The sequence below is a fragment of the Nocardia sp. JCM 38205 genome, from assembly GCF_058222935.1.
In genome coordinates, this window is record NZ_JBYHFL010000003.1 from 433,421 (window position 1) to 456,526 (window position 23,106).

20 protein-coding genes are annotated in these 23,106 nt (G+C 68.6%); 10 read left to right on the plus strand and 10 right to left on the minus strand.

All coding sequences use genetic code 11. The features are described 5' to 3' along the window. Positions 1 to 3: 3 nt before the first annotated feature. The 3 genes from cydB (at position 4) to AC4HOU_RS13790 (ending at position 5,463) form a co-directional block, all read left to right on the plus strand. Positions 4 to 1,038, plus strand: coding sequence for a cytochrome d ubiquinol oxidase subunit II (cydB, locus tag AC4HOU_RS13780; RefSeq protein WP_163817265.1), 1,035 nt, complete (start codon positions 4 to 6; stop codon positions 1,036 to 1,038). 3 nt (positions 1,039 to 1,041) lie between these two features. Beyond that, the gene (locus tag AC4HOU_RS13785) at positions 1,042 to 3,027 is read left to right on the plus strand and encodes an ABC transporter ATP-binding protein/permease (protein ID WP_490724578.1); all 1,986 of its coding nucleotides are present in this window, start codon (positions 1,042 to 1,044) and stop codon (positions 3,025 to 3,027) included. Positions 3,028 to 3,459: 432 nt separating this feature from the next. Then, positions 3,460 to 5,463 carry an ATP-binding cassette domain-containing protein gene (locus AC4HOU_RS13790; protein ID WP_490724668.1) on the plus strand — a complete coding sequence of 668 codons (2,004 nt, stop codon included), beginning with the start codon at positions 3,460 to 3,462 and terminating at the stop codon, positions 5,461 to 5,463. A 309-nt stretch (positions 5,464 to 5,772) separates the two neighbouring features. On the opposite strand, the gene AC4HOU_RS13795 is transcribed toward AC4HOU_RS13790, so the two are convergent. The 6 genes from AC4HOU_RS13795 to AC4HOU_RS13820 all read right to left on the minus strand — a co-directional run bounded on the left by AC4HOU_RS13795 (position 5,773) and on the right by AC4HOU_RS13820 (position 9,982). Then, the gene (locus tag AC4HOU_RS13795) at positions 5,773 to 6,480 is read right to left on the minus strand and encodes a heme-binding beta-barrel domain-containing protein (RefSeq protein WP_163817259.1); all 708 of its coding nucleotides are present in this window, start codon (positions 6,478 to 6,480) and stop codon (positions 5,773 to 5,775) included. A gap of 238 nt (positions 6,481 to 6,718) precedes the next feature. Next, positions 6,719 to 7,024, minus strand: a complete 306-nt coding sequence (locus AC4HOU_RS13800) for a DUF1416 domain-containing protein (protein WP_048832701.1) — start codon at positions 7,022 to 7,024, stop codon at positions 6,719 to 6,721. A 5-nt stretch (positions 7,025 to 7,029) separates the two neighbouring features. Further along, positions 7,030 to 7,863: a sulfurtransferase gene (locus AC4HOU_RS13805; RefSeq protein ID WP_163817257.1), complete on the minus strand. Its 834-nt coding sequence runs from the start codon at positions 7,861 to 7,863 to the stop codon at positions 7,030 to 7,032. A 29-nt stretch (positions 7,864 to 7,892) separates the two neighbouring features. Next, positions 7,893 to 8,456: a DUF4395 domain-containing protein gene (locus tag AC4HOU_RS13810; RefSeq protein ID WP_228806959.1), complete on the minus strand. Its 564-nt coding sequence runs from the start codon at positions 8,454 to 8,456 to the stop codon at positions 7,893 to 7,895. A gap of 291 nt (positions 8,457 to 8,747) precedes the next feature. Continuing rightward, positions 8,748 to 9,182, minus strand: coding sequence for a thioredoxin family protein (locus tag AC4HOU_RS13815; protein WP_163817254.1), 435 nt, complete (start codon positions 9,180 to 9,182; stop codon positions 8,748 to 8,750). Next, positions 9,179 to 9,982 carry an LmeA family phospholipid-binding protein gene (locus AC4HOU_RS13820; protein ID WP_194992173.1) on the minus strand — a complete coding sequence of 268 codons (804 nt, stop codon included), beginning with the start codon at positions 9,980 to 9,982 and terminating at the stop codon, positions 9,179 to 9,181. The genes AC4HOU_RS13815 and AC4HOU_RS13820 overlap by 4 nt, the downstream gene beginning before the upstream one ends. A 148-nt stretch (positions 9,983 to 10,130) precedes the next feature. On the opposite strand from AC4HOU_RS13820, the gene AC4HOU_RS13825 reads away from it, so the two are divergent. From AC4HOU_RS13825 to pstB, 6 genes are all read left to right on the plus strand, one after another. Next, complete coding sequence (locus tag AC4HOU_RS13825; protein WP_490724579.1) at positions 10,131 to 10,895, plus strand: winged helix-turn-helix transcriptional regulator; 765 nt, start codon at positions 10,131 to 10,133, stop codon at positions 10,893 to 10,895. Between the two features lie 109 nt (positions 10,896 to 11,004). Then, positions 11,005 to 11,931: a mycothiol synthase gene (mshD, locus tag AC4HOU_RS13830; protein WP_490724580.1), complete on the plus strand. Its 927-nt coding sequence runs from the start codon at positions 11,005 to 11,007 to the stop codon at positions 11,929 to 11,931. A 283-nt stretch (positions 11,932 to 12,214) separates the two neighbouring features. Next, positions 12,215 to 13,324, plus strand: coding sequence for a phosphate ABC transporter substrate-binding protein PstS (pstS, locus tag AC4HOU_RS13835; protein ID WP_195006936.1), 1,110 nt, complete (start codon positions 12,215 to 12,217; stop codon positions 13,322 to 13,324). A 91-nt stretch (positions 13,325 to 13,415) separates the two neighbouring features. Continuing rightward, the gene (gene pstC / locus AC4HOU_RS13840) at positions 13,416 to 14,390 is read left to right on the plus strand and encodes a phosphate ABC transporter permease subunit PstC (RefSeq protein ID WP_228806918.1); all 975 of its coding nucleotides are present in this window, start codon (positions 13,416 to 13,418) and stop codon (positions 14,388 to 14,390) included. Continuing rightward, on the plus strand, positions 14,390 to 15,295 hold the full coding sequence (gene pstA, locus AC4HOU_RS13845; protein ID WP_163817244.1) for a phosphate ABC transporter permease PstA: 906 nt from the start codon (positions 14,390 to 14,392) through the stop codon (positions 15,293 to 15,295). Before pstC ends, pstA begins: the two co-directional genes overlap by 1 nt. 19 nt (positions 15,296 to 15,314) lie before the next feature. Continuing rightward, complete coding sequence (gene pstB, locus AC4HOU_RS13850; protein ID WP_163817242.1) at positions 15,315 to 16,091, plus strand: phosphate ABC transporter ATP-binding protein PstB; 777 nt, start codon at positions 15,315 to 15,317, stop codon at positions 16,089 to 16,091. Positions 16,092 to 16,322: 231 nt separating this feature from the next. Here pstB and phoU read toward each other — a convergent pair whose 3' ends face one another. The 3 genes from phoU to dusB form a co-directional block, all read right to left on the minus strand. Further along, complete coding sequence (phoU, locus tag AC4HOU_RS13855; RefSeq protein ID WP_163817240.1) at positions 16,323 to 16,979, minus strand: phosphate signaling complex protein PhoU; 657 nt, start codon at positions 16,977 to 16,979, stop codon at positions 16,323 to 16,325. A gap of 90 nt (positions 16,980 to 17,069) precedes the next feature. Next, positions 17,070 to 18,962: an LCP family glycopolymer transferase gene (locus AC4HOU_RS13860; protein ID WP_490724669.1), complete on the minus strand. Its 1,893-nt coding sequence runs from the start codon at positions 18,960 to 18,962 to the stop codon at positions 17,070 to 17,072. A gap of 821 nt (positions 18,963 to 19,783) precedes the next feature. After that, positions 19,784 to 20,929 (minus strand): tRNA dihydrouridine synthase DusB, encoded by a 1,146-nt coding sequence (gene dusB / locus AC4HOU_RS13865; RefSeq protein WP_163817278.1) that lies wholly within the window; start codon positions 20,927 to 20,929, stop codon positions 19,784 to 19,786. A 202-nt stretch (positions 20,930 to 21,131) separates the two neighbouring features. On the opposite strand from dusB, the gene AC4HOU_RS13870 reads away from it, so the two are divergent. After that, the gene (locus tag AC4HOU_RS13870; protein ID WP_490724581.1) at positions 21,132 to 21,746 is read left to right on the plus strand and encodes a hypothetical protein; all 615 of its coding nucleotides are present in this window, start codon (positions 21,132 to 21,134) and stop codon (positions 21,744 to 21,746) included. 72 nt (positions 21,747 to 21,818) lie between these two features. Here AC4HOU_RS13870 and AC4HOU_RS13875 read toward each other — a convergent pair whose 3' ends face one another. Beyond that, on the minus strand, positions 21,819 to 22,790 hold the full coding sequence (locus tag AC4HOU_RS13875; protein ID WP_014348908.1) for an acyl-ACP desaturase: 972 nt from the start codon (positions 22,788 to 22,790) through the stop codon (positions 21,819 to 21,821). Positions 22,791 to 23,106 lie beyond the last annotated feature (316 nt).

Consider the following 23,106-nt stretch of genomic DNA (forward strand, 5'->3'; position numbering starts at 1 on the left):
ACGATGGATCTGCAAGAGTTCTGGTTCGTTCTGATCGGCGTGCTGTTCACCGGCTACTTCGTGCTGGAGGGCTTCGACTTCGGCGTCGGCATGCTGATGCCCGTGCTCGGGCGTGGCTCCGATACGCGTCGGCGCGTGGTGCTCAACACCATCGGCCCGGTCTGGGACGGCAACGAGGTGTGGCTGATCACCGCGGGCGGCGCGATGTTCGCGGCGTTCCCCGAGTGGTACGCCAGCCTGTTCTCCGGGTTCTACTTCCCGCTGCTGTTGCTGCTGGTCGCGTTGATCCTGCGGATCTGCGCCATCGAATACCGCGGCAAGATCGACGATCCGGTCTGGCGGGCGCGTTGCGACCTCGGTATCGGCATCGGTTCCTGGGTGCCCGCGCTGGCCTGGGGCTGGGTCTTCGCCAATATCGTGCGCGGCGTCCCGCTCGACGCCGACCACCAGATGACCGGATCGCTGCTGGATCTGCTCAGCCCGTACGCGCTGCTCGGCGCCCTCACCACCGGCCTGCTGTTCGCCTTGCACGGCGCGGTGTTCCTGAGCCTGAAAACCGGCGGTGAGGTGCGCGCGGACGCCATGCGCACCGGCAGGCTGCTGCTGGCTCCCACCGCGCTGGTGGTCGGCGGGTTCGGGCTGTGGACCCAGCTCGCCTATGGCGCCGACTGGACTTGGATCCCGCTCGGCCTCGCGGTGCTCGGACTGGTCGTCGCTGCCGCCGCGCACTTCGCCGAGCGCGACGGCTGGGCCTTCACCGGCACTGCCCTGGTGATCGTGGCCGCCTCGGCGCTGCTGTTCGGCTCGCTGTTCCCGGACGTGCTGCCCTCGACCATCGACCCCGCGTTCAGCCTGAACGTCGACAACGCCTCGTCTACGCCGTACACGCTGAAGGTGATGAGCTGGGCGGCCGTCATCGTGACGCCGGTGGTGCTGATCTACCAGGGCTGGACCTACTGGGTGTTCCGCAAGCGGATTACCGTTGAGCAGATCCCGCCCGGTATCGGTTTGTCGCGCCGTCCCGTCGTCGAGGAGTAGGTCATGGCCCGCCGCCCGCCCGTCGACCCCCGTCTGTGGCGGTATGCGCGTTCGGCGCGGCGCTACCTGGCGCTGAGCGTCGGGCTCTCGGTGCTGACGACCATCGCCATCGTGGTGGCCGCGGTGATGATCGGTCGGGTGCTCGCCGGAGTGATCACCGATCCCGGCGCCCGCGAGATCGGCAGGTGGAGCGCCGAGTTGGTCGTGCTCGCGCTGGCCATCGCAGGCCGTGTGCTGGCCACCTGGTGGCAGGCCAGGATCGCGCACCGGGCGGGGGCCTCGGTGGTCGCCGAACTGGAACAGTCGGTACTGGCGGCGGGGGCGCAGTTGGCGCCGCGCGAACTGGAATCGCGCCGAACCGAATTGGCAGTGGTGGTCGGCTCCGGACTGTCCGGGTTGCGCGGCTACCTGGTCGGGTACCTGCCCGCGCTGCTGCTCGCGGTGCTGGTGCCGCCGGTGGTGTGGATCGTCATCGCGGCCCATGATCTGACCTCCGGCATCATCGTGGTGATCACGCTGCCGCTGATCCCGATCTTCATGATCCTGATCGGCCTGCTCACCGAGGGCCGTGCCCGCGCCACGCTCGACGCGACCACGCGGTTGTCGGATCAGCTGCTCGATCTGTTCGCGGGTATGCCGACGCTGCGTGCGCTGGGGCGCGAGAGCTCGCGTGGTGGTGACACCGATCCCGCTGCGAAGCTGCCGCCGGACGGACAGCCGCGCACCATGGCCGGCCGTGTGCAGGAGCTCGGCGATGCCCTCCGGCACCGCACCATGTCCGCGCTGCGCATCGCGTTCCTGTCGTCGATGGTGCTGGAAATGCTGGCGACGCTGTCGGTCGCGCTGATCGCCGTCTCCATCGGGCTGCGGCTGGTCTTCGGTGAGATGAGTTTGTACGCGGGCGTCGTCGCACTGGTGCTGGCGCCGGAGGTGTACCTGCCGCTGCGCACCGTTGGCGAACGATTCCACGCGGCGCAGGACGGAATGGCCGCGGCGGACAAGGCTTTCGCGGTGCTCGACCCGCCGGATGTCGCGGTGGGGTCGGAAGACGTCGACGCGGAGGTACGGCGGGTTCCCGCCGGGGTGGATCGCAGCGCGGAGGCCGGCGGGTCGGGGAGCTCGCATCTGGAGCGCCCCGGCGTAGGCGCCTGCCGCGGCGACGAGCAGCGGGCGGACCGTGGGATCGGCGATGCCGGCGGGACGGTCGATGATGCCGCTCGCCGCCGAGATACCGGTCGCCGCGGCTTCGAGGAGATCGCCGAACACGGTTCGCGCGCGGACCCCGGCAGCGCGGGGCGCATCGAACTGGTCGATCTCGCCGTCCGCGCGCGAGACGGCATGGCGCCCGATGGGTTGTCCGCGGTCCTGCACCCGGGGTCGGTCTCGGTGCTCACCGGGCCCAATGGCTGCGGGAAATCGACGGTGCTGCAAGCGGTTCTCGGATTGATCGCGCCGGATCGCGGCAGGGTGCGGGTGGATGGAATCGACATAGCCGACCTCGACCCGACCCAGTGGTGGTCGCGGGTGGCGTGGCTGCCGCAGCGTCCGGTGCTGGTGCCGGGCACCCTGCGGGAGAACCTGGAGCTGCTCGGCGCCCGCATCACCGAATCGCAGCGCAGGCAATCCGCTCGGGTGCTCGGCGAACTCGACGCGGCATGCGCGGCGACCGGTTTCGATGCCGTGCTGGACGAGCTCCCGGACCGCTGGGACACCCGTGTCGGCGCCGGCGGGGCCGGCCTGTCCCTCGGCCAGCGTCAACGCATGGCCCTGACCCGCGTGCTGGCCGCCGACCGCCCGATCCTGCTGCTCGACGAACCCACCGCCCACCTCGACGCCGACAGCGAAGCCACCGTCCTCGCCGCCCTCACCGCCCGCGCCCGCGCCGGTGCCACGGTCGTGATCGTGGCCCACCGCCCGCCGCTGCTCGCGATCGCCGACACCGTCATCGAGGTGCCGGCCGCTGCCCGCCCGCAGGAGGTGGCGCTGTGAATGCTGCACCGCACGCCCGTGGTCGTCGTGGCGCGCTCGGCCGCAGTGGTGTCCTCACGCGGAGTTCGGCGCTGGTGATCCCACGGCCCGCCGAGCATGGGCGGCGCAATGTGCGCAGGCGCGATCGCCGACACCGTCATCGAGGTGCCGGCCACCACCCGCCCGCAGGAGGTGGCGCTGTGAATGCTGCACCGCACGCCGTGTGTCATCGCGTGCTCGGCCGCAGGGGTGTCCTCGCGTGGGGTTCGTCGCTGCTGATCCCACCGCCCGCCGCGCAGGGCTCGGGTGAAGCGCAGGGTGCTCACGCGGTTCGGGTTCGGCGGTGCGATGTGCCTCCGATGATGCGCCGGGTCGACTGCGGCGAGGCCGGCCTGCCGCTGCCGATGCGAGTGGAGCGGCATCATGGGTGAACTCATGCGTGACATGCGCGGAATGTGGTCGATGCTGCGGCTTTCGCCGTGGCGGGTGGCCGTGGCCGTTGGCTGGGGCGTGCTGGCGTTGGGCAGCGGTCTGGCGCTGGCGGCGCTGGCGGCGTGGTTGATCGCGCGGGCCTGGCAGATGCCGCCGGTGCTGGATCTGACCGTCGCGGTGGTGGCGGTGCGGGCGCTGGGCATCTCGCGCGGGCTGTGCCGGTATCTGGAGCGGCTGGCCACCCACGATGTGGCCTTGCGGGCGATGACGACGGCGCGGACCACCACCTATCGCACGCTGGCGCGGTCGAATCTGTGGCTCCCGCGCCGGAATTCGGTGCCGGCAATGAACGCGCGTGCACTCCGGGCCACCGGAAGCCGGCGTGGTCACGCCCTGACGGCGGACGCGCACATGAATGGGCGAGCCGGCACTGCGGGCCCGCTGGACGGCCAGGACTCGTCGACAGGCCCGCTGAACAGTCGAGGCTCATCGACGGGCCCGCAGACCAGCGCGTACTCATCGACGCAGCCGGTCGAGAGCTCGGCGCCGCCGGCAGATCGATCGCCCACCCAGCTGCGGCGCGGTGACCTGCTGGTACGCGTCGGCAGCGATATCGACGACCTCGGCGCCGTGGTGGTGCGCTCCTTCGTGCCGGTCGCGGTGGCGGCGATTCTGTCGACCGCGGCCGTGGTGCTGCTGGGCCTCATTTCGATCGCCGCCGCCGCGATCCTCGCTGTGGCGCTGATCGTTTCGGGCGTCCTCGCGCCGTGGCTGTCGGCCAGGGCGGCGGCCGCGGCCGAGCGGGCAGTGCGCGCCGACCGCGCGGAGTTCACCGCGCAGGCGATGACCATCCTGGATCATGCCCCCGAACTGCGGGTAGCCGGCCGTCTGGACGACGCCATCGCCGCCGCCTCCGCCGCCAGTGAGCGCGCGGTCGCCGCCGAAGACGCCGCCGCCTCCCGCAGCGCCTGGGCGGCCGCCGCCACCCCGCTGTCCATCGGGGCGAGCGTGCTCGGCGCCCTGCTCATCGGCATCATCCTCTACGGCCCGAACGGCGGTGCTCCCGGCGCCATGACCCCGATGGCCCTGACTATCCTGGTCCTGCTGCCACTCTCGGCCTTCGAAGCCGTCGGCCCGCTGCCGGCCGCGGCCCAAACCCTTACCACCGCCCGCGCCGCATACACCCGGCTGAACGCGGTGGGCGCTTCCGGCAGCCCCGCGTCGGACAACCCAGGCGACGTCGTGTCGCCGCAGTTCGGCGCCCAGACCGGCAGCGATGGGGCGCGACCGCCGGGCCGAAGGGCGCTCGACTCCACCGCGAGCGCGGCCCCACCCCACCCCGGGGCGCCCGCACTTCATCAGCCGACGTCGACGGACCGGACGGAGGCGGGCCCGCTCCCCGGCCCGGCGGGTGACTTCCCCGAACTCCCGAACGCCCACCGCATCGCCATCACCGGCCCCAGCGGCGCGGGCAAGACCACCCTGCTGATGGCGTGGGCGGGCCTGTTCGGCACCCCGGTCCCCGGCGTGACCTTCTTCGCCGAGGACGCCCACCTCTTCGGCACCAGCGTTCTCGAGAACCTGCGGGTTGCGCGCGGCGATCTCACCGTCGAGGAGGGCGAACAGGCCCTGCGAGCGGTGGGCGCCGGGCCCTGGCTCGACTCGCTGCCCGAGGGCATCCACACCGATCTGGTCGGCGGCGCGGCGGCCGTCTCGGGCGGGCAGCGCCGCCGGATCCTGCTCGCGCGGGCGCTGATCTCCCCGGCGCGGGTGCTGCTGCTCGACGAACCCACCGAGCACCTCGAGGCCGCGGCCGGCGCGGAGCTGCTGCGCGCCCTGCTCGACGTGGACAGCGGCCTGGTCGACCCCGGGCGCGACGTAGTGGTCGTCACACATCAACTGCCGCCGGGCCACCGCGCCGATCTGGTCCTGCACGTGGACGCATCAGGGCAGGTCAGCGTGGTTTCCGACAGGCAGGAAGGCCCGGTGTCCGCCCCGCGCGAAATTCCGTTGCCGACATCCTGACCGGTGGCTAGATTCGTCGGTACACAAGGAAGGAGGTGGTCTGAAGAATGTTTGACTCTTGGACACGTGAGGTGGCTGCCCGCTAAGGCACCACCGCTGTATGGATTCATTCGGCGAGTATGTGCTGATAGCGAATCCCAGGCAGTCACCCGACCCCCGAGTCCCCGATCTTGTCCGATCGGGACCGATGTGCTCCGGCACAGCGGTACGGCTCGGGGGTCGTCCCATATCCGGGACACGAAAAGAAACTCAGCCGGGGAAACAAGAAACGCGGCACCCGGATCGGGTACCGCGTTCGAGGCGCACAGCTCAGCCGATATACCGCTGCAACCGCGCCGACAGCCGGGGCTCCAGCGGCCCGTCGGCCACCACCCGCTCCTCGACGTAGGCCAGATCTCCGCCCTCGACGATCCCGTACAGCCGCTTGGCACCGCCGACGACCACTCCGGATTGGCTGCGGATCACCACATCGGTGGCCAGCTCCCACGACGACTGGGTCAGCGCTTGACCGTAGAACAGCTCGACGATGCCGGAGCTGTGCGTCAACAGCAGTTCGATGACCTCGTCGTCGGCGTCCGTGCCGACCCGCCAGTACCCGCTCTCGCGCAGATCGGGGCCGCCGTAGGACCCATCGGATTCGATGATCCAGGAGCGGGAGTCCCAGGCCAGGAAGTCGCCGCCGTCATGGGAGACGATGATCTGCTGGCCGAAGCGGTAGTCGCCGCGCTCGGGGTCGTTGCCCTCGCCCTCACCGCGCCACACACCGACCAGCGGCAGCAGTGCGAGCATGGCCGAGCTCAGATCCGGCCCGAGCCGCAGATTCGCGGTGTCCTCGGGCAGCGGCAGATCCGGCAGCACCGGGATATTGCGGGCGCCGGTCGATTTCGCCCGCTCGGCGGCGTCGGCCACCGCCTGATCACCGCTACGGCGCTCCGGCTGCGGGGCCGGAGCGTTGCCGTTCATGTTCTCACTCGCGTGCTCGGCCGGATCGGAACCCTCGCTCGCGAGATCGCTCATGATTCGGTAAAGAGCCGGTAGAAGACGTACAGGCCGAACCACCCGATGAGGATGGACACGGCCACCAGCAGAATCTCGAAGAAGAGGACCACATCTGGAGTCTAGCTATTGCCGTGCGGCGATACGCAAACGACCCCGGCGGCGGCGGTCCCGGCGGTGCACACAGCCTCCGGCCGACGCACAGCGGCCCCGCAGCCTCCTCGTGACGAAGGCTGCGGGGCCGCTGAAGGCCGCGAGATTACTTCGCGACCGCGACGTCCACGCTGTGGATGCCCGCGCCCTCGGGGCGGACCTCGGCCGAGCCGTTGCCCGCCGAGCTCAGCGCGCGCACGGTCCACGAACCCGGCGCGGCGAAGAACCGGAAGTCACCGGTGCCCGACGCCACGACCTCGGCGGTGAAATCACCGTTGCCGTCGAGCAGGCGCACGAACGCGCCGCCCACCGGCTGGCCGTCGGCGCTCAGCACGCGGCCGGTGATGACCGTTTCCTTCTCCACATCCACCCCTGCCGGGATGGCCTGACCCTGGGTAGGTGCTGCACACATATTGATTACGCTCCCAACTCGATCGGTGCGCCGACGAGCGAACCGTATTCGGTCCAGCTGCCGTCGTAGTTCTTGACGTTCTGGTGGCCGAGCAGCTCCTGCAGCACGAACCAGGTGTGCGAGGAACGCTCACCGATGCGGCAGTAGGCGATGGTGTCCTTGGAGCCGTCGAGGCCGGCTTCGGCGTAGATCTTGGCCAGCTCGTCGTCGGACTTGAAGGTGCCGTCCTCGTTCGCGGCCTTGCTCCACGGCACATTGATGGCGCCGGGGATGTGGCCGGGACGCTGGCTCTGCTCCTGCGGCAGGTGCGCGGGAGCCAGGATCTTGCCGGAGAACTCGTCAGGGGACCGGACGTCGACCAGGTTCTTGGCGCCGATGGCCGCGATGACCTCGTCGCGGAAGGCGCGGATCGACAGGTCCGGAGCGGACGCCTTGTACTGGGTGGCCGGGCGGCTCACCGGTTCGGTGGACAGCGGGCGGCCGTCGAGTTCCCACTTCTTGCGGCCACCGTCGAGCAGCTTGACGTTGTTGTGGCCGTACAGCTTGAAGTACCAGTACGCGTAGGCGGCGAACCAGTTGTTGTTGCCGCCGTAGAGGATGACCTCGTCGTCGTTGGAGATGCCGCGCGCCGAGAGCAGATCGGAGAACTGCTCCTGGTTCACGAAATCACGACGAACCTGATCCTGCAGGTCCTTCTTCCAGTCGAGCCGGACGGCGCCCTCGATGTGACCGCCGTCGTAGGCGGAGGTGTCCTCGTCGACCTCGACGAAGACCACGCCGGGGGCGTTGAGGTTCTCTTCGGCCCAGTCAACGGAGACCAGGACATCGGAGCGGGCCATGTTGTTCCTTTCGGTGGTGACTTGCAGGGTCAGTTCGGTGCCGGGGTTGCGGTGGGAGCGTCAGGCCCGGAGGAGGCAGCTTGCGTAACCACGGAGGGCTCGCGAGCACCGCCAATCGAACGCCGGCGGAAACGGGCTACCAGTGGATAGATCTTGCAGCCAAGGCAGATCCCGAACGCCGCGTTCAGGAACGCGGCGAACAGTGCGAAGCCGGCGAAGAGCGCGCCGACCACGGGGGCGCCGAGCACGAAGCCCAGCAGGCTCACGGCCGCGAAGGCCAGGCCGAGTAGTTGGGCGAACCGCAGCGGGGCTTCGGGCTCGGTCTCGGTGACCGGGCCGGAGCGCGGGGCGATGAGGTTCGCGTAGATGCGGCCGTACGGGTGCCGTTTGGGCCCGTTGACGGCGCCGAGGGCGAAGACCACCGCCTGGGCCGCGATCAGCACGGCGGCGATCGCGGGGGAGAAGGCGGCAGCGATCAGCACCAGAACAAGGACGCCGGTGGTGACCCAGGCGACGAACCGCGGTCCGCGGACGTCGACGTGGCCGTCGGGGATGGTCCTGGTTCCGGAAGTGTTGAGGGAATCGGTGGACATCGTGCGTACTCCTGCGCTCGAGGTGCTGTTCGGCGGGAAATTTGCCAATTCGCCGGGGGATCAAGGGATCTCTCGCGCGGCGAACGCTGGTCGGCGTCAGGAAATCTGAGCGGGCCGACCGATCAGCGGCACAGGCAGCAACAACCACCGAGCCGGCACAGATCAACTGTGCGGCGTCGGGTGAGCATCAGCTCGCGGTGGGTTTGCACGGAAGGCAGTTTACCCAATTCCCGGGGAGAATTGGACCCCGGGTTGATCAGGAGGCTTGCTCCGCAGGTCGGCGGCGGGTTTTCAGACCGTCAACGGGGTGAGCGCACTACGCAGATCGCCGACCTGCGGCACACCGGAGATGCGGAACCGTTCGCGACCTTCGGCGTCGAAGACGAATGTGGTGGGCAGCGACATCACATTGAGGGCCTTGGCCAGGGTCGGGTCGGCGTCGATATCGACCTCGATATCGCGCGGCGGCTGCGGTGAATCGGCCAAATCCTCGGTGACACCGGCGACTACGCGCCGCACCGCCGTGCACGGACCGCACCATTCGGCGGAGAAATGCAGTACGGCCGGGCCGGATCCGGTGATGCCCGCGGCGGCCAGCAGTTCGGCTCGCTCGTCGGTGTCCTTGTCCAGGGTGGCCGGGCGGACGGTGCCGTCACGGCCGCGCAGGTACAGCCCGACGGCGATGCCGGCCAGCAGCATCACCACCAGAATTGTGATTTCGATCATTGTCGCCGCAATCTGTCGAGATCGATCGTCACGTTCTCACCCTCGCCCTCGACGACGATCTGGCCGCCGAGCGCGAAGACCTCGGTGGGCCGGATGCCGAACGGAAGTTCCTTCGTATCGATGGTACGGGTGAATCGGGCCAGCACCGCGGGAGCCTCGTCCTCGGGCACCACCACGCTGGAGGTGTCCTCGGGGCCGCGGTAGAAGCCGGTCGCGATGACGCGGATCTGGTCGCCGTCCAGCAGCAGATCGGCCTGCACGCTGACTCGTTCGCCGGCGATCTTCGCCCCGAACTGTCCGGCGGGCGCCTTGGGCAGGGTGCCGGTCAGCACCAGTGCGCCCGCGGTGGTCATCCCGGAACCGCCCGAGCCACCGGTGCCATCGGATTTATCCGCGGGCCGGGAGTGAACTTGCAGGTCGGGGATGCCGAAGAGGCGGCCGAGTTCCACCGGTTCCACCCGCATGCGCACGTCGACGTGGTCCACCGGCACGCTGCGCACCCGGCCGTCGACGAGGTCGCCCAGCGGCAGCCGCATCCCGGTCAGCGTCGCCTCGACGGCGATCTCACCGGGGATGTCCGGCCGCATGCTGCGTGCGGTGATCTGGATGTTGTCGTAGTGGCCGTTGTACGCCTGACGCAGGAAGGGGAAACCGTGGAAGGTCACTTCGGGGTCGGCGCTGAGATCGGCGCCTTCGCGCAGGGAGCGGGACACGCGGTACTCCGAATACGCGGCGGCGCCGAAATCGATGACCACCGCCAGTCCCGCGAGACACAGCAGCCCGATAATCAGCTTGCGCATGGAATGAACAGTAACCGGACCGCTCACCCGGATGACAAGCTCATCGGCGCATACGCGCTAATCTTGCATCCGATCACCTGTGACCAGCGACGTGGCACGCGGCGACGATGCCGGGCTTTCGCGTAGCTACGAAATGGGAGGAGTGCTTGTGGAGCTGCTCCTGCTCACATCCGACCCCAACCCGGAATCGGTGCTGCCCTCGCTCGCGCTGCTGGCGCATACCGTCCGGCCCGCCCCGACCGAGGTGGCCTCGCTGCTGGAGGCCGGGACCGCCGATGTGGCCCTGGTCGACGCGCGCACCGATCTCGCCGCCGCCCGCGGGCTGTGCCGGCTGCTCGGCAGCACCGGTTCGTCGGTGCCGGTGGTGGCGGTGCTGACCGAGGGCGGCCTGGTCGCCGTCAATGCCGACTGGGGGCTCGACGACATCCTGCTGCCCGGCACCGGCCCGGCCGAACTCGATGCCAGGCTGCGGCTGCTCGTCGGCCGCAACGGCGGGGTGGCCAGCCCGGAGAGCACCGGCAAGATCACCCTCGGTGAGCTGGTGATCGACGAGGGCACCTACACCGCCCGGCTGCGCGGCCGTCCGCTCGATCTCACCTATAAGGAATTCGAGCTGTTGAAGTATCTGGCCCAGCACGCAGGCCGGGTCTTCACCCGCGCTCAGCTGTTGCAGGAGGTGTGGGGCTATGACTTCTTCGGCGGTACCCGCACCGTCGACGTGCATGTGCGGCGGCTGCGCGCCAAGCTCGGCAGCGAGTACGAGTCGTTGATCGGCACCGTCCGTAATGTCGGATACAAGGCGGTGCGGCCCGCGCGATCCAACGCCAAGGGGGAGGCTCCGACCTTCGCCGAGGAGGAGACCGACGGCTCGGATGGCACTCCGCTGGCGCCGGTTAACGGTACCGCTAAATAACGGCACGTTAGATAACGAACCGCTCACCAACGGTGGGAATTGTCCGTTTTGCCGCTAAGTTGGCGGTAGCGCGACCCCGGAATCTCCGACGACACAGTGGATGGGTGGTATGCGAGTGAGCGACATGACGATGCGCTGGAGCGACCGGCTCGACGCCGGATCGGCCGAGCAGGTGCGTGCGCTGCTGGAACGGGCGGCCGAGGCCGACGGTGTGGCCGCCGTCTCCGAACAGGCCGTGTTGTCGCTACGGGAGCCGGGTGCGGCTCGCCACCTGCTGGGTCTGCGCGACGAGACGGTGATCGGCTACGCCAACCTGGTGCCCGCGCGGGGTGAGCATCCGGCGATGGCCGAGGCCGCCGTCGATCCCGCCGCGCGCGGTATCGGCTACGGCACCCAACTGGTGGCCGCGGCGCTGGAGGCAGGCGGTGCGGGCGCGCGGGTGTGGGCGCACGGCAACCTGCCCGCCGCGCGGGCGGTATCGGCGCGGCTGGGCCTGGCGATCGCGCGCGAACTGTGGCAGATGCGCCGCGATGTGGCTACCGAGGAGCTACCGGAATTGGCTGTGCCGCAGGGCATTCTGCTGCGCACCTATGCCGGTCCCGATGACGACGCCGAGCTGCTGCGGGTCAACAACGCCGCCTTCGACTGGCATCCGGAGCAGGGCGGCTGGACCGAACGCGAGATCGCGCTGCGCCGGGACGAGCCCTGGTTCGACCCGGCGGGGCTGTTCCTCGCGGTGGACGCGGGCGATCCCGGACGGCTGCTGGGATTTCACTGGACCAAGGTGCACACCGAGCTCGATCCGCCGCTGGGCGAGGTGTACGTGGTCGGGATCGATCCGGCCGCGCAGGGCCGCGGTCTCGGTCGCCTGCTGACCCTCGCCGGGCTGCACTACCTGCGCGATCGCGGGCTCGGTGCGGTGCTGCTGTACACCGAAGCCGACAACGCCTCCGCGGTGCACACCTACACCCGGCTCGGCTTCTCCGTCGCCCATGTCGACGCCGCCTACGCGGCCGGCGCGAGCGCCGATCGGTAATCCGGACGAACCGGACACGAGCACCCAACCCAACTGAACGGTAATCGGACGATTCGGGGAGTTCGAGTAAATGTGGGGCAAATGTCACACCGGTCAACGCCGTTATCGCCGGGCTGTTCACTTTCCGTTCACTCAGCCTGGTCCAACTGTCAACCGGGCGAATCTACGTTACTTGTGGGCAGCACGCGCTGCCTGGTGCGCAAGTTCCCCGCGAACCGCACCACATCACCCGCCCGGGCCGGTGAGGGGCCGGGCGAGTAGTTACGCAACATGCGGAGGAATTGTGAAGTTCAAGCGCAGCAGCGCACTCGTCGGTGTGCTGGCCGCCGGTGCCATGACGCTCGCCGGATGTGGCAGCGACGACAACACCACGGCCGGCGGCCCCGAGGCGAACACCAACGTCGCCTGCGGTGGTAAGGAATCGCTGAAGGCCAGCGGCGCGTCCTCGCAGAAGAACGCCATGGAGCGCTTCACCGCGGCCTACGAGGCGAACTGCGACGGCCAGACGCTCAACTACACCTCCAGCGGCTCCGGCGCGGGTGTCAGCGAATTCATCGGCGGCCAGACCGATTTCGGTGGCTCCGACTCCCCGCTGAGCGCCAAGAAGGACGAGCCGGCCAAGGCTCAGGAACGCTGCGCCTCGCCGGCCTGGAACCTGCCCACCGTCTTCGGTCCCATCGCCATCACCTACAACATCGACGGCGTGACCGACCTCGTGCTGGACGGCCCGACCGCCGCCAAGATCTTCAACGGCACCGTCAAGACCTGGGACGCCCCCGAGATCAAGGCGCTGAACCCGAACGCCGCGCTGCCCGCCGAGCCGATCGCGGTGATCTTCCGCAGCGACGAGTCCGGCACCACCGACAACTTCCAGCTCTACCTGGACGCCGCCTCCGACGGTGCGTGGGGCAAGGGCGCGGGCAAGGTCTTCGCCGGCGGCGTCGGTGAAGGCTCCAAGGGCAACGAGGGCACCTCGGCCGCGGTGAAGAGCACCAAGAACTCCATCACCTACAACGAGTGGTCCTTCGCCAAGGCGCAGAACCTGTCCATCGCCAAGGTCATCACCTCGGCGAGCCCGGAGCCGGTAACCCTGTCGGCCGAGTCGGCCGGTAAGGCCATCGACGGCGCGAAGATCAAGGGTGAGGGCAACGACCTGGCCCTCGACACCTCCTCGTTCTACAAGCCCGCCCAGGCCGGCGCCTACCCGATCGTGATGGCGACCTACGAGATCGTGTGCTCCGATTACGCCGACGACTCCGTCGCCACCGCCGTCAAGGCGTTCCTGACCTCGGCCGTCACCAACGGCCAGGAGGGGCTGGAAGAGGCCGGGTACATCCCGATCCCCGACCAGTTCAAGACCAAGCTGACCGCCGCGATCAACGCCATCTCCTGATCGTCAGCCAGCCATGACCGTGCACCCTGAGGTGGCCCCTGCCGGTTCGTCGGAGTCGACGAGCCGGCAGGCGGCTGGAGATACTGCGCCTATGTCGAGCGAACCCAAGCCCGAGACACCATCTGTCAAGGGACGACAGCCCCACAGTCAGCGGGCCGAAACGATCTTCCGGTCGCTGGCGACGGCAGCGGGCGCGACGATCGTCGGCGCCATCGCGCTGATCGCGCTGTTCCTATTGATTCGCGCGGTTCCCTCGGTCATGGCCAACGAGGCCAACTTCTTCACCAGCGCCGAGTTCTCCACCACGAACGCCGACCACCTGCGGTTCGGTATTCGCGATCTGTTCATGGTCACGGTGCTGAGCTCGATCTTCGCGCTGATCGTCGCGGTGCCGATCGGCGTCGGCATCGCGCTGTTCCTGACCCACTACGCGCCCACTCGGATGGCGAAGCCGTTCGCGATGCTGATCGATCTGCTGGCCGCGGTGCCATCGATCGTGTTCGGCCTGTGGGGCTTTCTGGTGCTCGCACCCCAGATCGAACCGGTCCAGCGGTTCCTCAACGAAAAGCTGGGCTGGTTCTTCCTGTTCGCCGAAGGCAATGTTTCGATCTCCGGTGGCGGCACGATCTTCACCGCGGGCGTGATCCTCGCGGTGATGATCCTGCCGATCATCACCTCGGTCTCGCGTGAGGTCTTCGCGCTGACGCCGGTCTCGCATATCGAAGCAGCGCAAGCGCTCGGTGCGACCAAATGGGAAGTCGTGCGGATGACGGTGCTGCCCTACGGGCGCAGCGGTGTGATCGCCGGATCCATGCTCGGCCTCGGCCGCGCCCTCGGTGAGACCATCGCGGTGCTCATCGTGCTGCGCACCGCCGCCCAGGCCGGCAACTGGTCGCTGTTCGACGGCGGCTACACCTTCGCCTCCCGGATCGCCGCCTCGGCCGCGGAGTTCAGCTCCGCGCTGCCCACCGGCGCCTACATCGCGGCAGGCTTCGTGCTGTTCGCCCTGACCTTCGTGGTCAACGCGCTGGCCCGGCTGGCCTCCGGCGGAAAGGTCAACTCCTGATGACTACCACGACGACGCTCGACAAGCCGGTCAAGGCGCCCACCTTCCGGCATGTCAGCACCGGCCGCCGGATCCGCAACAACATCGCCACCGGGCTGATCACGCTGTGCTTCGCGATCGCGCTGATCCCGCTGGTGTGGGTGCTGTGGATGGTGATCAGCAAGGGCATCGAGGCGATCGTTGCCCCGGAATGGTGGACCAACTCGCAGAAGGGCGTGCTGCCCGACCAGACCGCTGGCGGTGTGTACCACGCGATCTACGGCACCATCGTGCAGTCCGCGGTGGCCGCGATCATCGCGGTGCCGCTCGGCATCATGGCCGCGATCTACCTGGTCGAATACGGTCGCGGCCGGCTGGCCAAGGTGACCACCTTCATGGTCGACATCCTCGCGGGTGTGCCCTCGATCGTCGCGGCGCTGTTCATCTTCGCGCTGTGGATCGCGACCCTCGGCTTCCCGCAGAGCGCGTTCGCGGTCTCGCTGGCGCTGGTGCTGCTGATGCTGCCCGTGGTGGTGCGCAGCACCGAGGAAATGCTCAAACTCGTCCCCGACGAACTGCGTGAAGCCTCCTACGCGCTCGGAGTGCCGAAGTGGAAGACGATCATGCGGATCGTCATCCCGACGGCGCTGCCCGGCATGATCAGCGGCATCCTGCTCGCCCTCGCCCGCGTCATGGGTGAGACCGCGCCGGTGCTGGTGCTCGTCGGCTACAGCAAGTCGATCAACTTCAACGTCTTCGACGGCAATATGGCCTCGCTGCCGCTGCTGATCTACCAAGAGCTGGCGAACCCGGAACCGGCGGGCCGGCTGCGGGTGTGGGGCGCGGCGCTGACCCTGATCCTGATGATCGCGCTGCTGTATCTGGCCGCTGCCGCGGTCAACAAACTGCTCACGCGGAACCGATAGAAGCGAACGGATACCCACGATGGCCAAGCGGATCGATATCAAAGACCTGAACATCTACTACGGCAAATTCCACGCCGTGGCCGACGTATCCCTGACCGTGCTGCCGCGCAGCGTCACCGCCTTCATCGGACCGTCGGGTTGCGGCAAGTCCACCGTGCTGCGTTCGCTGAACCGGATGCACGAGGTCACCCCGAGCGCCCGCGTCGAGGGCGCGGTGATGCTCGACGGTGAGGACATCTACGGCTCGCAGATCGACCCGGTCGGGGTGCGTCGCACCATCGGCATGGTCTTCCAGCGCCCGAACCCGTTCCCCACCATGTCGATTCGCGACAATGTGGTGGCCGGGCTGAAACTGCAGGGCGTGCGCAACAAGGCCGAACTCGACGAGGTCGCCGAGCGCTCGCTGCGCGGAGCCAACCTGTGGAACGAGGTCAAGGATCGCCTGGACAAGCCGGGCGGCGGCCTGTCCGGTGGTCAGCAGCAGCGTCTGTGCATCGCCCGCGCCATCGCGGTCTCGCCCGATGTGCTGCTGATGGACGAGCCCTGTTCGGCGCTGGACCCGATCTCCACCCTGGCAATCGAGGACCTGATCACCGAGCTGAAGAAGGAATTCACCATCGTCATCGTCACGCACAACATGCAGCAGGCCGCGCGGGTGAGTGACCAGACCGGCTTCTTCAACCTCGAGGCCCAGGGCAAGCCGGGCAAGCTGATCGAGATCGACGACACCGAGAAGATTTTCTCCAACCCGTCCCAGAAGCAGACCGAGGACTACATCTCCGGCCGCTTCGGATAGAGGTAGATCCCCGTTCCGGGGCGGCAGGATACAGCCGCCGGTCCGGGACGGCAGGATGCGGAGAGGGCCCGCGCAAACAGCGCGGGCCCTCTCTTTTTGCGTACCGCCACAACTGATTTCGTGCGATCCGGGTAACTCGCCGGGTACGAACGAAGCGACCCGAGACCAACCGCCGACCGCCGACGCGTCGTCAGTGGCGCCTGAGGCCGGCCGAGAATCCCGGGGAGGCGGTCAAGCGTCTTCGTCCGGCGGCAGTTCACCGGTGACCAGGAAGATCACCCGGCGGCCGATCTCGACGGCGTGGTCGGCGAAGCGCTCGTAGTAGCGGCCGAGCAGCGTGACATCCACGGCCGCGGCGACGCCGTACTTCCAGTCGCGGTCCATCAGCAGGGTGAACAGGTGGCGATGCAGATCGTCCATCGCGTCGTCCTGCTGGTTGAGCAGCGCCGCACGTTCCGGGTCGCGGGTCTCGAGCACTTCCTTGGCGCTCTCGCCCATGCTGACCGCGATCCGGCCCATCTCGGCGAAGTAGCCGTTGACCGACTCGGGGAGCGCGTGGTTCGGATGACGCCTGCGAGTCACCTTGGCCACATGCAGGGCAAGCGCGCCCATCCGGTTGACGTCGTTGACGATCTGGATCGCGCTCACCACCTGCCGCAGATCACCCGCGACCGGGGCCTGCAACGCGAGCAGCGCGAACGTTCGCTCTTCGACGTCGGTGATCATCTCGGCGATCCGGTCGTGTTCGCTGATGACCTCTTCGGCCAGCGACAGGTCGGCCTGGAGCAGCGACTGGGTGGCCCGGTCCATGGCCGAACCCGCGAGACCGGCCATCTCGCCCAACAGTTGAGCGAGACCGGCCATTTGCTCGTTGTAGATGACACGCATGAAAACTGACACTAGTTCGCGGCGCTGTCCAAGTCACGAACAGCGGGTGAAATGCCGGGGCCGGGCGCGGCGAAGATCGCTGGAGCCGCCTCAGGCGCAGATATCGTCCGCGGCGTTGATGTGCTCCAGGTCGGCCGGCAGCGCGGTCTGGCTCGGGCTCGTTGGGGCGGCCGCGACATCGGTGATCGCCCCGCCCACCGCGGTCGGTTCGTTCACCACACCCTGGTAGTCGGAGCCGAGCACCACCTCGACGATGCTGCCGAGACTGGCGTCGTCGGCGGCCGACATCGTCGCGCCGGGAATGGCGCTGGCGACGGTGGCCGCTTCCGCCTCGTAACCGGTCGCGTAACGCACGATGGTGGTCGCGGAGGTCCCGCCGTCGTAGTTGCCGGTGCTGTAGATCGGGAAGCCGACGTTGTTCAGCTTGGTGGCCACCGTGCCGGCCTGACCCTTGATACCGGAACCGTTGGACACCTGGAGCGAGACCGTGCTCGGATCGACCGCGACATAGGACGGCGGCTCGGCCGGGGCCGGATCGGGCGGGGTCGGTGCGGCCGCGCCGGGCTTCTCACCGGGCAGCGGGCGGTCATCGCGGATCGCCTTGAAGATGGCCTTGATGTCCGATTCGCGGGGGATCTCGTTGCCGTAGGCGGTGGTACCCGAGGTCGGAATCGTGAGGAAGGTGACGGCGCCTGCGTTCACATCCGCCAGCGACCGGCCGAGGGTCAGCAGATCGTCGGGCTTGACCTTGTCCACGAACGTCGCCTGGGTGAAGGCCTTGATGAAACCGTTGAGCTTGCCGAGGTCGAGCAGGACCTTGCTGGACAGCGCGGTGCGCAGCAGCGACGCCAGGAACTTCTGCTGGCGGTTGATGCGGTCGTAGTCACCGCGGATCTCGCCGTAGACCTTGCGGGCGCGCACATAGTTGAGTGCGGTCGCGCCGTTGATGGTCTGCTTGCCGGCCTTTTCCAGCACGGTGCCGAGCTCGTCGTCGATCAGCGGCTCGTTCGTGCAGACCTGGACCCCGCCGACCTGATCGACCATGGCTTCGAAGCCGGCGAAATCGATGCCGATGAAGTGGTTGATGGTGCTGCCGGTCAGGCGCTGGATGGTCGAGACCAGGCAGCGCGGACCGCCGAGGGCGTAGACCGCGTTGAGCTTGTCGCCGATGAACGGGGGGAAGGTCTCCTCGGTGTAATCGGCCTTCTCGTTGTCCCAGCCTTCGCATTCGGGTCGCGCGACATCGAGATCGCGGGGGAAGGACACCACAACCACGCGCTGGCGGTTCTTCGGAACGTGCACGAGCAGCACCGTGTCGGCGCGGGCGCCCTCGGCGTCCTCGATCGTCCCCGCGCCCAATTTGCCGTTGGCGCCCGCCCTGGTGTCGGTGCCGACGATCAGATAGTTCTCGTCGCCGAGCTGGGCATTGCCGTCGATGACGTCGGAGGAGTTGTCGCCGAGCGCGGAGACCTGGTTGAAGCTGTTGCCGCTGGCGCGCAGATAACTCCAGCCACCGCCGGTGATCAGCAGCGCGACGGCGGCCGAGATGGCCAGCGCGGCCCGTCCGGCCACGCGCGCACGGCGATGTTTGCGCCGCTTGCTCTCCGCGAGCCGGGTGCGCCGCGGCGCACCGACGGCTTCCGGGGTGGCGGTATCGGTGGTCGGCCAGGCGCCGGACTTGCCGCGTGACTTGCGCGGCCGCTCGGTCTCCTCGACCGGCGCGATGACGTCGGTGACGACTTCGGGCGGCTCCTGGCCACGTCGGCCCGCGGCGTCCGCGATGTCCTGAACCACCGCCGACGCACCGGTTTTGCCCGTGCCGCGGCCGGGTGTGCTGCCGGATTGCCGGCCACGGCCGGACCCGGCTGCGGCTGCCCCCGAAACAGCGGCGGCGGAGCCCTGTGGACGCCGCTTCGGGTCCGGGCGCTCGGGCCCGGGCTCCGGATCGCCGGGCCGCCGAGCGTTCTCGGGGCGGCGGCGCATCGCGCCGGTCTCTCGTCCGCGATGAGGGGCCTCGGCGGGATGACGAGGGGTCTCGGCCGGCGGGCGGCCGGTCTCGGCGGACTTGCGCGCGATATCGGCGGCCAGGGGATCGCCTGCCCGGCGCTGGGTCGGTTCGCCGCGGCGCTGGGCCTGCCGCCTGTTGTCGTCGGGCGGGGGCGGGGCGGACGGGTGCTGGTTCGGCGCGGCGCGGCGCTGGGGCGGCTCCGCCGCAGCGGGTGGTGGGGCCGGCCTCGACTGTCGCGCACTCGGAGCGGATCGTTGTGCTGGTGGAATCGGCTGACGGGAGGCGGTATCGGGCCGCTGCGGCTGCGCTTGCGGCGCCGGGCGTCCTTGGGGCTCAGCGCGACCGGGCTCGGCCGATCGGCGCCTGCTGATGCGTTCGCTGTCGACCCGGTTGACCAGATCCTGCACCGAGATCGCGGCGGATTCGGAGTCCGCGGGGTCGGCGTGACGGGCTCTGCGCGGCGCGTCGGAGCCGTCCCGTTCGGGGGAACCCGCCGCGGGATACCGCTCCCACGGGGCGCGACCTCCGGGCCGTGGCGAATGCCCGTGCCGATCGTCACCCACCAACGAACCTCGCTTTTCGTTCTGCCTCAGTGCCCGGCCCGACTGCTGTGTTCCAGTCTTACCGCTGTTCGGCCGGGCGTCGCGCTGTTGCCGCCGCCTCCGGCCGACCGAAGTGATTCCGCAATGATAACGATTCCGCCACGGTCGGCCACCCGACGAGAGCCCGACTCGGCCGAAACGTCATATGCCGAAGCGAATGCTGAACGGTTGCCGCAGAGGTATCGCCGGGCGGATCACCCGCCGCTGTGCATCAGGTCGGCGCCGGCGGGGACGGCAGGATCGTCGGGATCGTCGAGCCAGCCGTGCGGCAGCGCCACCTTGCCCGGCGAGCCCTGGCGCCCGCGCGGGCCCTCGGCGTCACGGGGGAACGGCACGGCGGGGTCGAGCTGACCGATGAGGTCTTCGAGCTGCACCAGACTGGACACCGTCGCGAAGGAGCGGCGCAGATCGGCGCCGACCGGGAAGCCCATCAGGTACCAGGCCATATGTTTGCGCAGGTCACGCATGGCTTTATCTTCGCCGAGATGCTCGGCCAGCAGCGCGCCGTGCCGGTACAGCACCTGGCCGACGCGACCGAGGTTCGGCGGCTCGGGCAGCGGTTCGCCACGCAATGCGGCCTGCAATTCGGCGAACAGCCACGGCCGCCCGAGGCATCCGCGCCCGACCACCACGCCGTCGCAGCCGGTCTCGGCCATCATCCGCACCGCGTCGTCGGCGGAGAAGATGTCACCGTTGCCGAGCACCGGAATCGTGGTGACGGCCTGCTTGAGCCGGGCGATCGCCGACCAGTCGGCCTGCCCGGAATACCGCTGGGCGGCCGTGCGTGCGTGCAGAGCGACGGCCTTGGCGCCCTCCGCTTCGGCGATCCGGCCCGCGTCCAGGTAGGTGAGGTGGTCGTCGTCGATGCCGATGCGGAACTTCACCGTCACCGGGACCCCGGCGGGCTCGGCCCCGGCCACCATCGCGCGCACGATCCTGGCGAACAGCGCTCGCTTGTACGGCAGCGCCGCGCCGCCACCGAGCCTGGTGACCTTGGGGACCGGGCAGCCGAGGTTGAGGTCGATGTGATCGGCCCAGCCCTCGCCGACGATGATGCGAACGGCCTCGCCGAGCGTCGCCGGGTCCACGCCGTAGAGCTGCATCGACCGCGGATGCTCGTCCTCGTCGAACGACATCATGTGCAGCGTCTTCTCATTGCGTTCCACCACGGCCCGCGCGGTGATCATCTCGCAGACATAGATCGAGGTGGGGCTGCCGAATTCGCGGCAGAGTTTGCGGAACGCCAGATTCGTGATTCCGGCCATCGGCGCGAGCACGACCGCCGGATCGACCGGATACGGCCCGATCCGCAGCCCGGTGCTCAGCTCGCTCGTCGTCATCGTCACGCCCTCCAGTGTCTCATCCGTGCACTACTGCTCACCGCGACGATCGGCTCACACCCGGGTGTTCGGCGTTCGGCCGGTCAGATGGTGTATGTGACCCTCGGTTCGAGGTACTTGTGACCAAGTCGTTAGCCTGGTGTCCGCAAGGCATCGCCGCCGGGGAGTTTGTGCGATGCGGTATGCGATCGAAAGAGGATCAATGACCGAGCACTCCGGAAGCGGCGCCACCGCGACCATCGACAAGGAAGCCGACGCGGCTCCGACGGCGCCGACACCCGATAACAACCGGCCTGGCACCGTTTCGGTGCAGGTCTCCACCATCGTCCGTGGCGCCGTCATCGGCGCGCTCGCGATCGCCACCGTGGCGTTCGCGGCGCTGTGGTGGTCGGCCCGCGGCGACGTCGCCGATCGGGAGGCCCGCGAGGCGGCCGCGGCCCGCGCCGAACAGGTCGCCACCGACTACGCCGTCGGCGCGGCGACGGTGAACTACCAGGACATCAATGGCTGGGTGGGCAAGCTCAAGGCAGGCACCACCGATCAGCTGGCGAGCAAGTTCGACAGCACCGCGCCGAAGCTCGAGCGCATCCTGGTCCCGCTGAAGTGGACCTCCACCGCGTCGCCGGTCACCGCGAAGGTGATGTCGGAGCAGAACGGCATCTACCAGGTGAGCGTGTTCGTCAACGTGAACTCCACCAACGCTCAGACTCCGGAAGGCGCGCAGACCACCGTCAGCTACAGCGTGACCCTCGATGAGAACTCCGGCTGGAAGATCACCGATGTGGGCGGCGTCGACGGTGCGCTGCCGCTGAAGTAGCAGCCACTCGGAACGCGAAAGCGCCGCCGTCCGATCCGGACGGCGGCGCTTTCGTCTGCGGTGACTCGCGGATCAGCTCGCGGCCGAGCTCGCCAGTTCGCGTTCGCGCTTGGCGGCCTCGCGGGCCAGCATCCGGTCGCGCTGCTCTTCGAACTTCACGACGTCCTTGCCCAGCTTCTCCAGGAAGTTGCCGAGGCGTTCGCGGACGGCCTCGCCGCGCGGGGTGAAGTCGGTGCGATCGAAGATGTTCCACTTCTTCAGCACCGGCTCCACCACGTCCTCGAGGTGCTGGCGCAGGTCGTAGATGCCGTGCTTGGCCATCAACACGCCGTTGCGGCGGAAGTTGGGCATACCGGCGCCGGGCATCTGGAAGTTCTCCAGGATGAGCGTGATGGCTTCGAGCGTCTGGTCGGGCGCCAGATCCAGGGCCGCGCCGCACATGTTGCGGTAGAAGATCATGTGCAGGTTCTCGTCGGCGGCGACGCGCTGCAGCATGCGGTCGGCGATCGGGTCGTCGCAGACCTTGCCGGTGTTGCGGTGCGAGACGCGGGTGGCGAGTTCCTGGAATGTGACGTAGGCGACCGAGTGCAGGAAGCCGGCGTCGGCCTCGGCGGGGGAGGCGAAACCGTTGGTCATGTGGATCATGCGCGCTTCTTCGAGCGCGACCGGGTCGACGCCGCGGGTGACCACCAGGTAATCGCGCATCACGATGCCGTGGCGATTCTCCTCGGCGGTCCAGCGTCCGACCCAGGTGCCCCAGGCGCCGTCCTGGGAGAAGTTCTCGGCGATTTCCCGGTGGTACGAGGGCAGGTTGTCCTCGGTCAGCAGGTTGGTGATCATCGCTGCTTTGGCGACTTCACTCAGCTTCGACTGTTCCGGGTCCCAGTCGACGCCACCGAGTGCGGCGAAATTGCGGCCGTCGTCCCACGGGACGTAGTCGTGCGGATGCCATTCCTTTGCCAGGGACAGGTGCCGGTTGACGTTCTCTTCGGCAACCGGCTCCAACTCCGTCAGCAGCTCGAGTTGAGTCAGATCCCTTGCCATGTATCAGCCCTTCATCTATGCGGTCTTGCGGGTCGCCCCCCTCAGGTTTGACCGTTGCCGATGCGGCCATACCTTACGGCACCGTAGGTGTGATGCGAAACGCATCCAGTCACGGAATTCTTGGGGTGATGGACGTCATACGCCGTCGTTGGCGCTCGGCAACTACTAGCGAGTGTAGGACTTCGCTCCGCAGCGAGGGGTCTATCGCCGCGCCCCGCCCCGGCGTTAGCCGACCAGGTGATCTTGTGCGGTATCACTCAGATGGAGCGTGCGGTGGCGAGGTCCGCGAACTCCGGCCCCGCGATCCGCCGCCGCA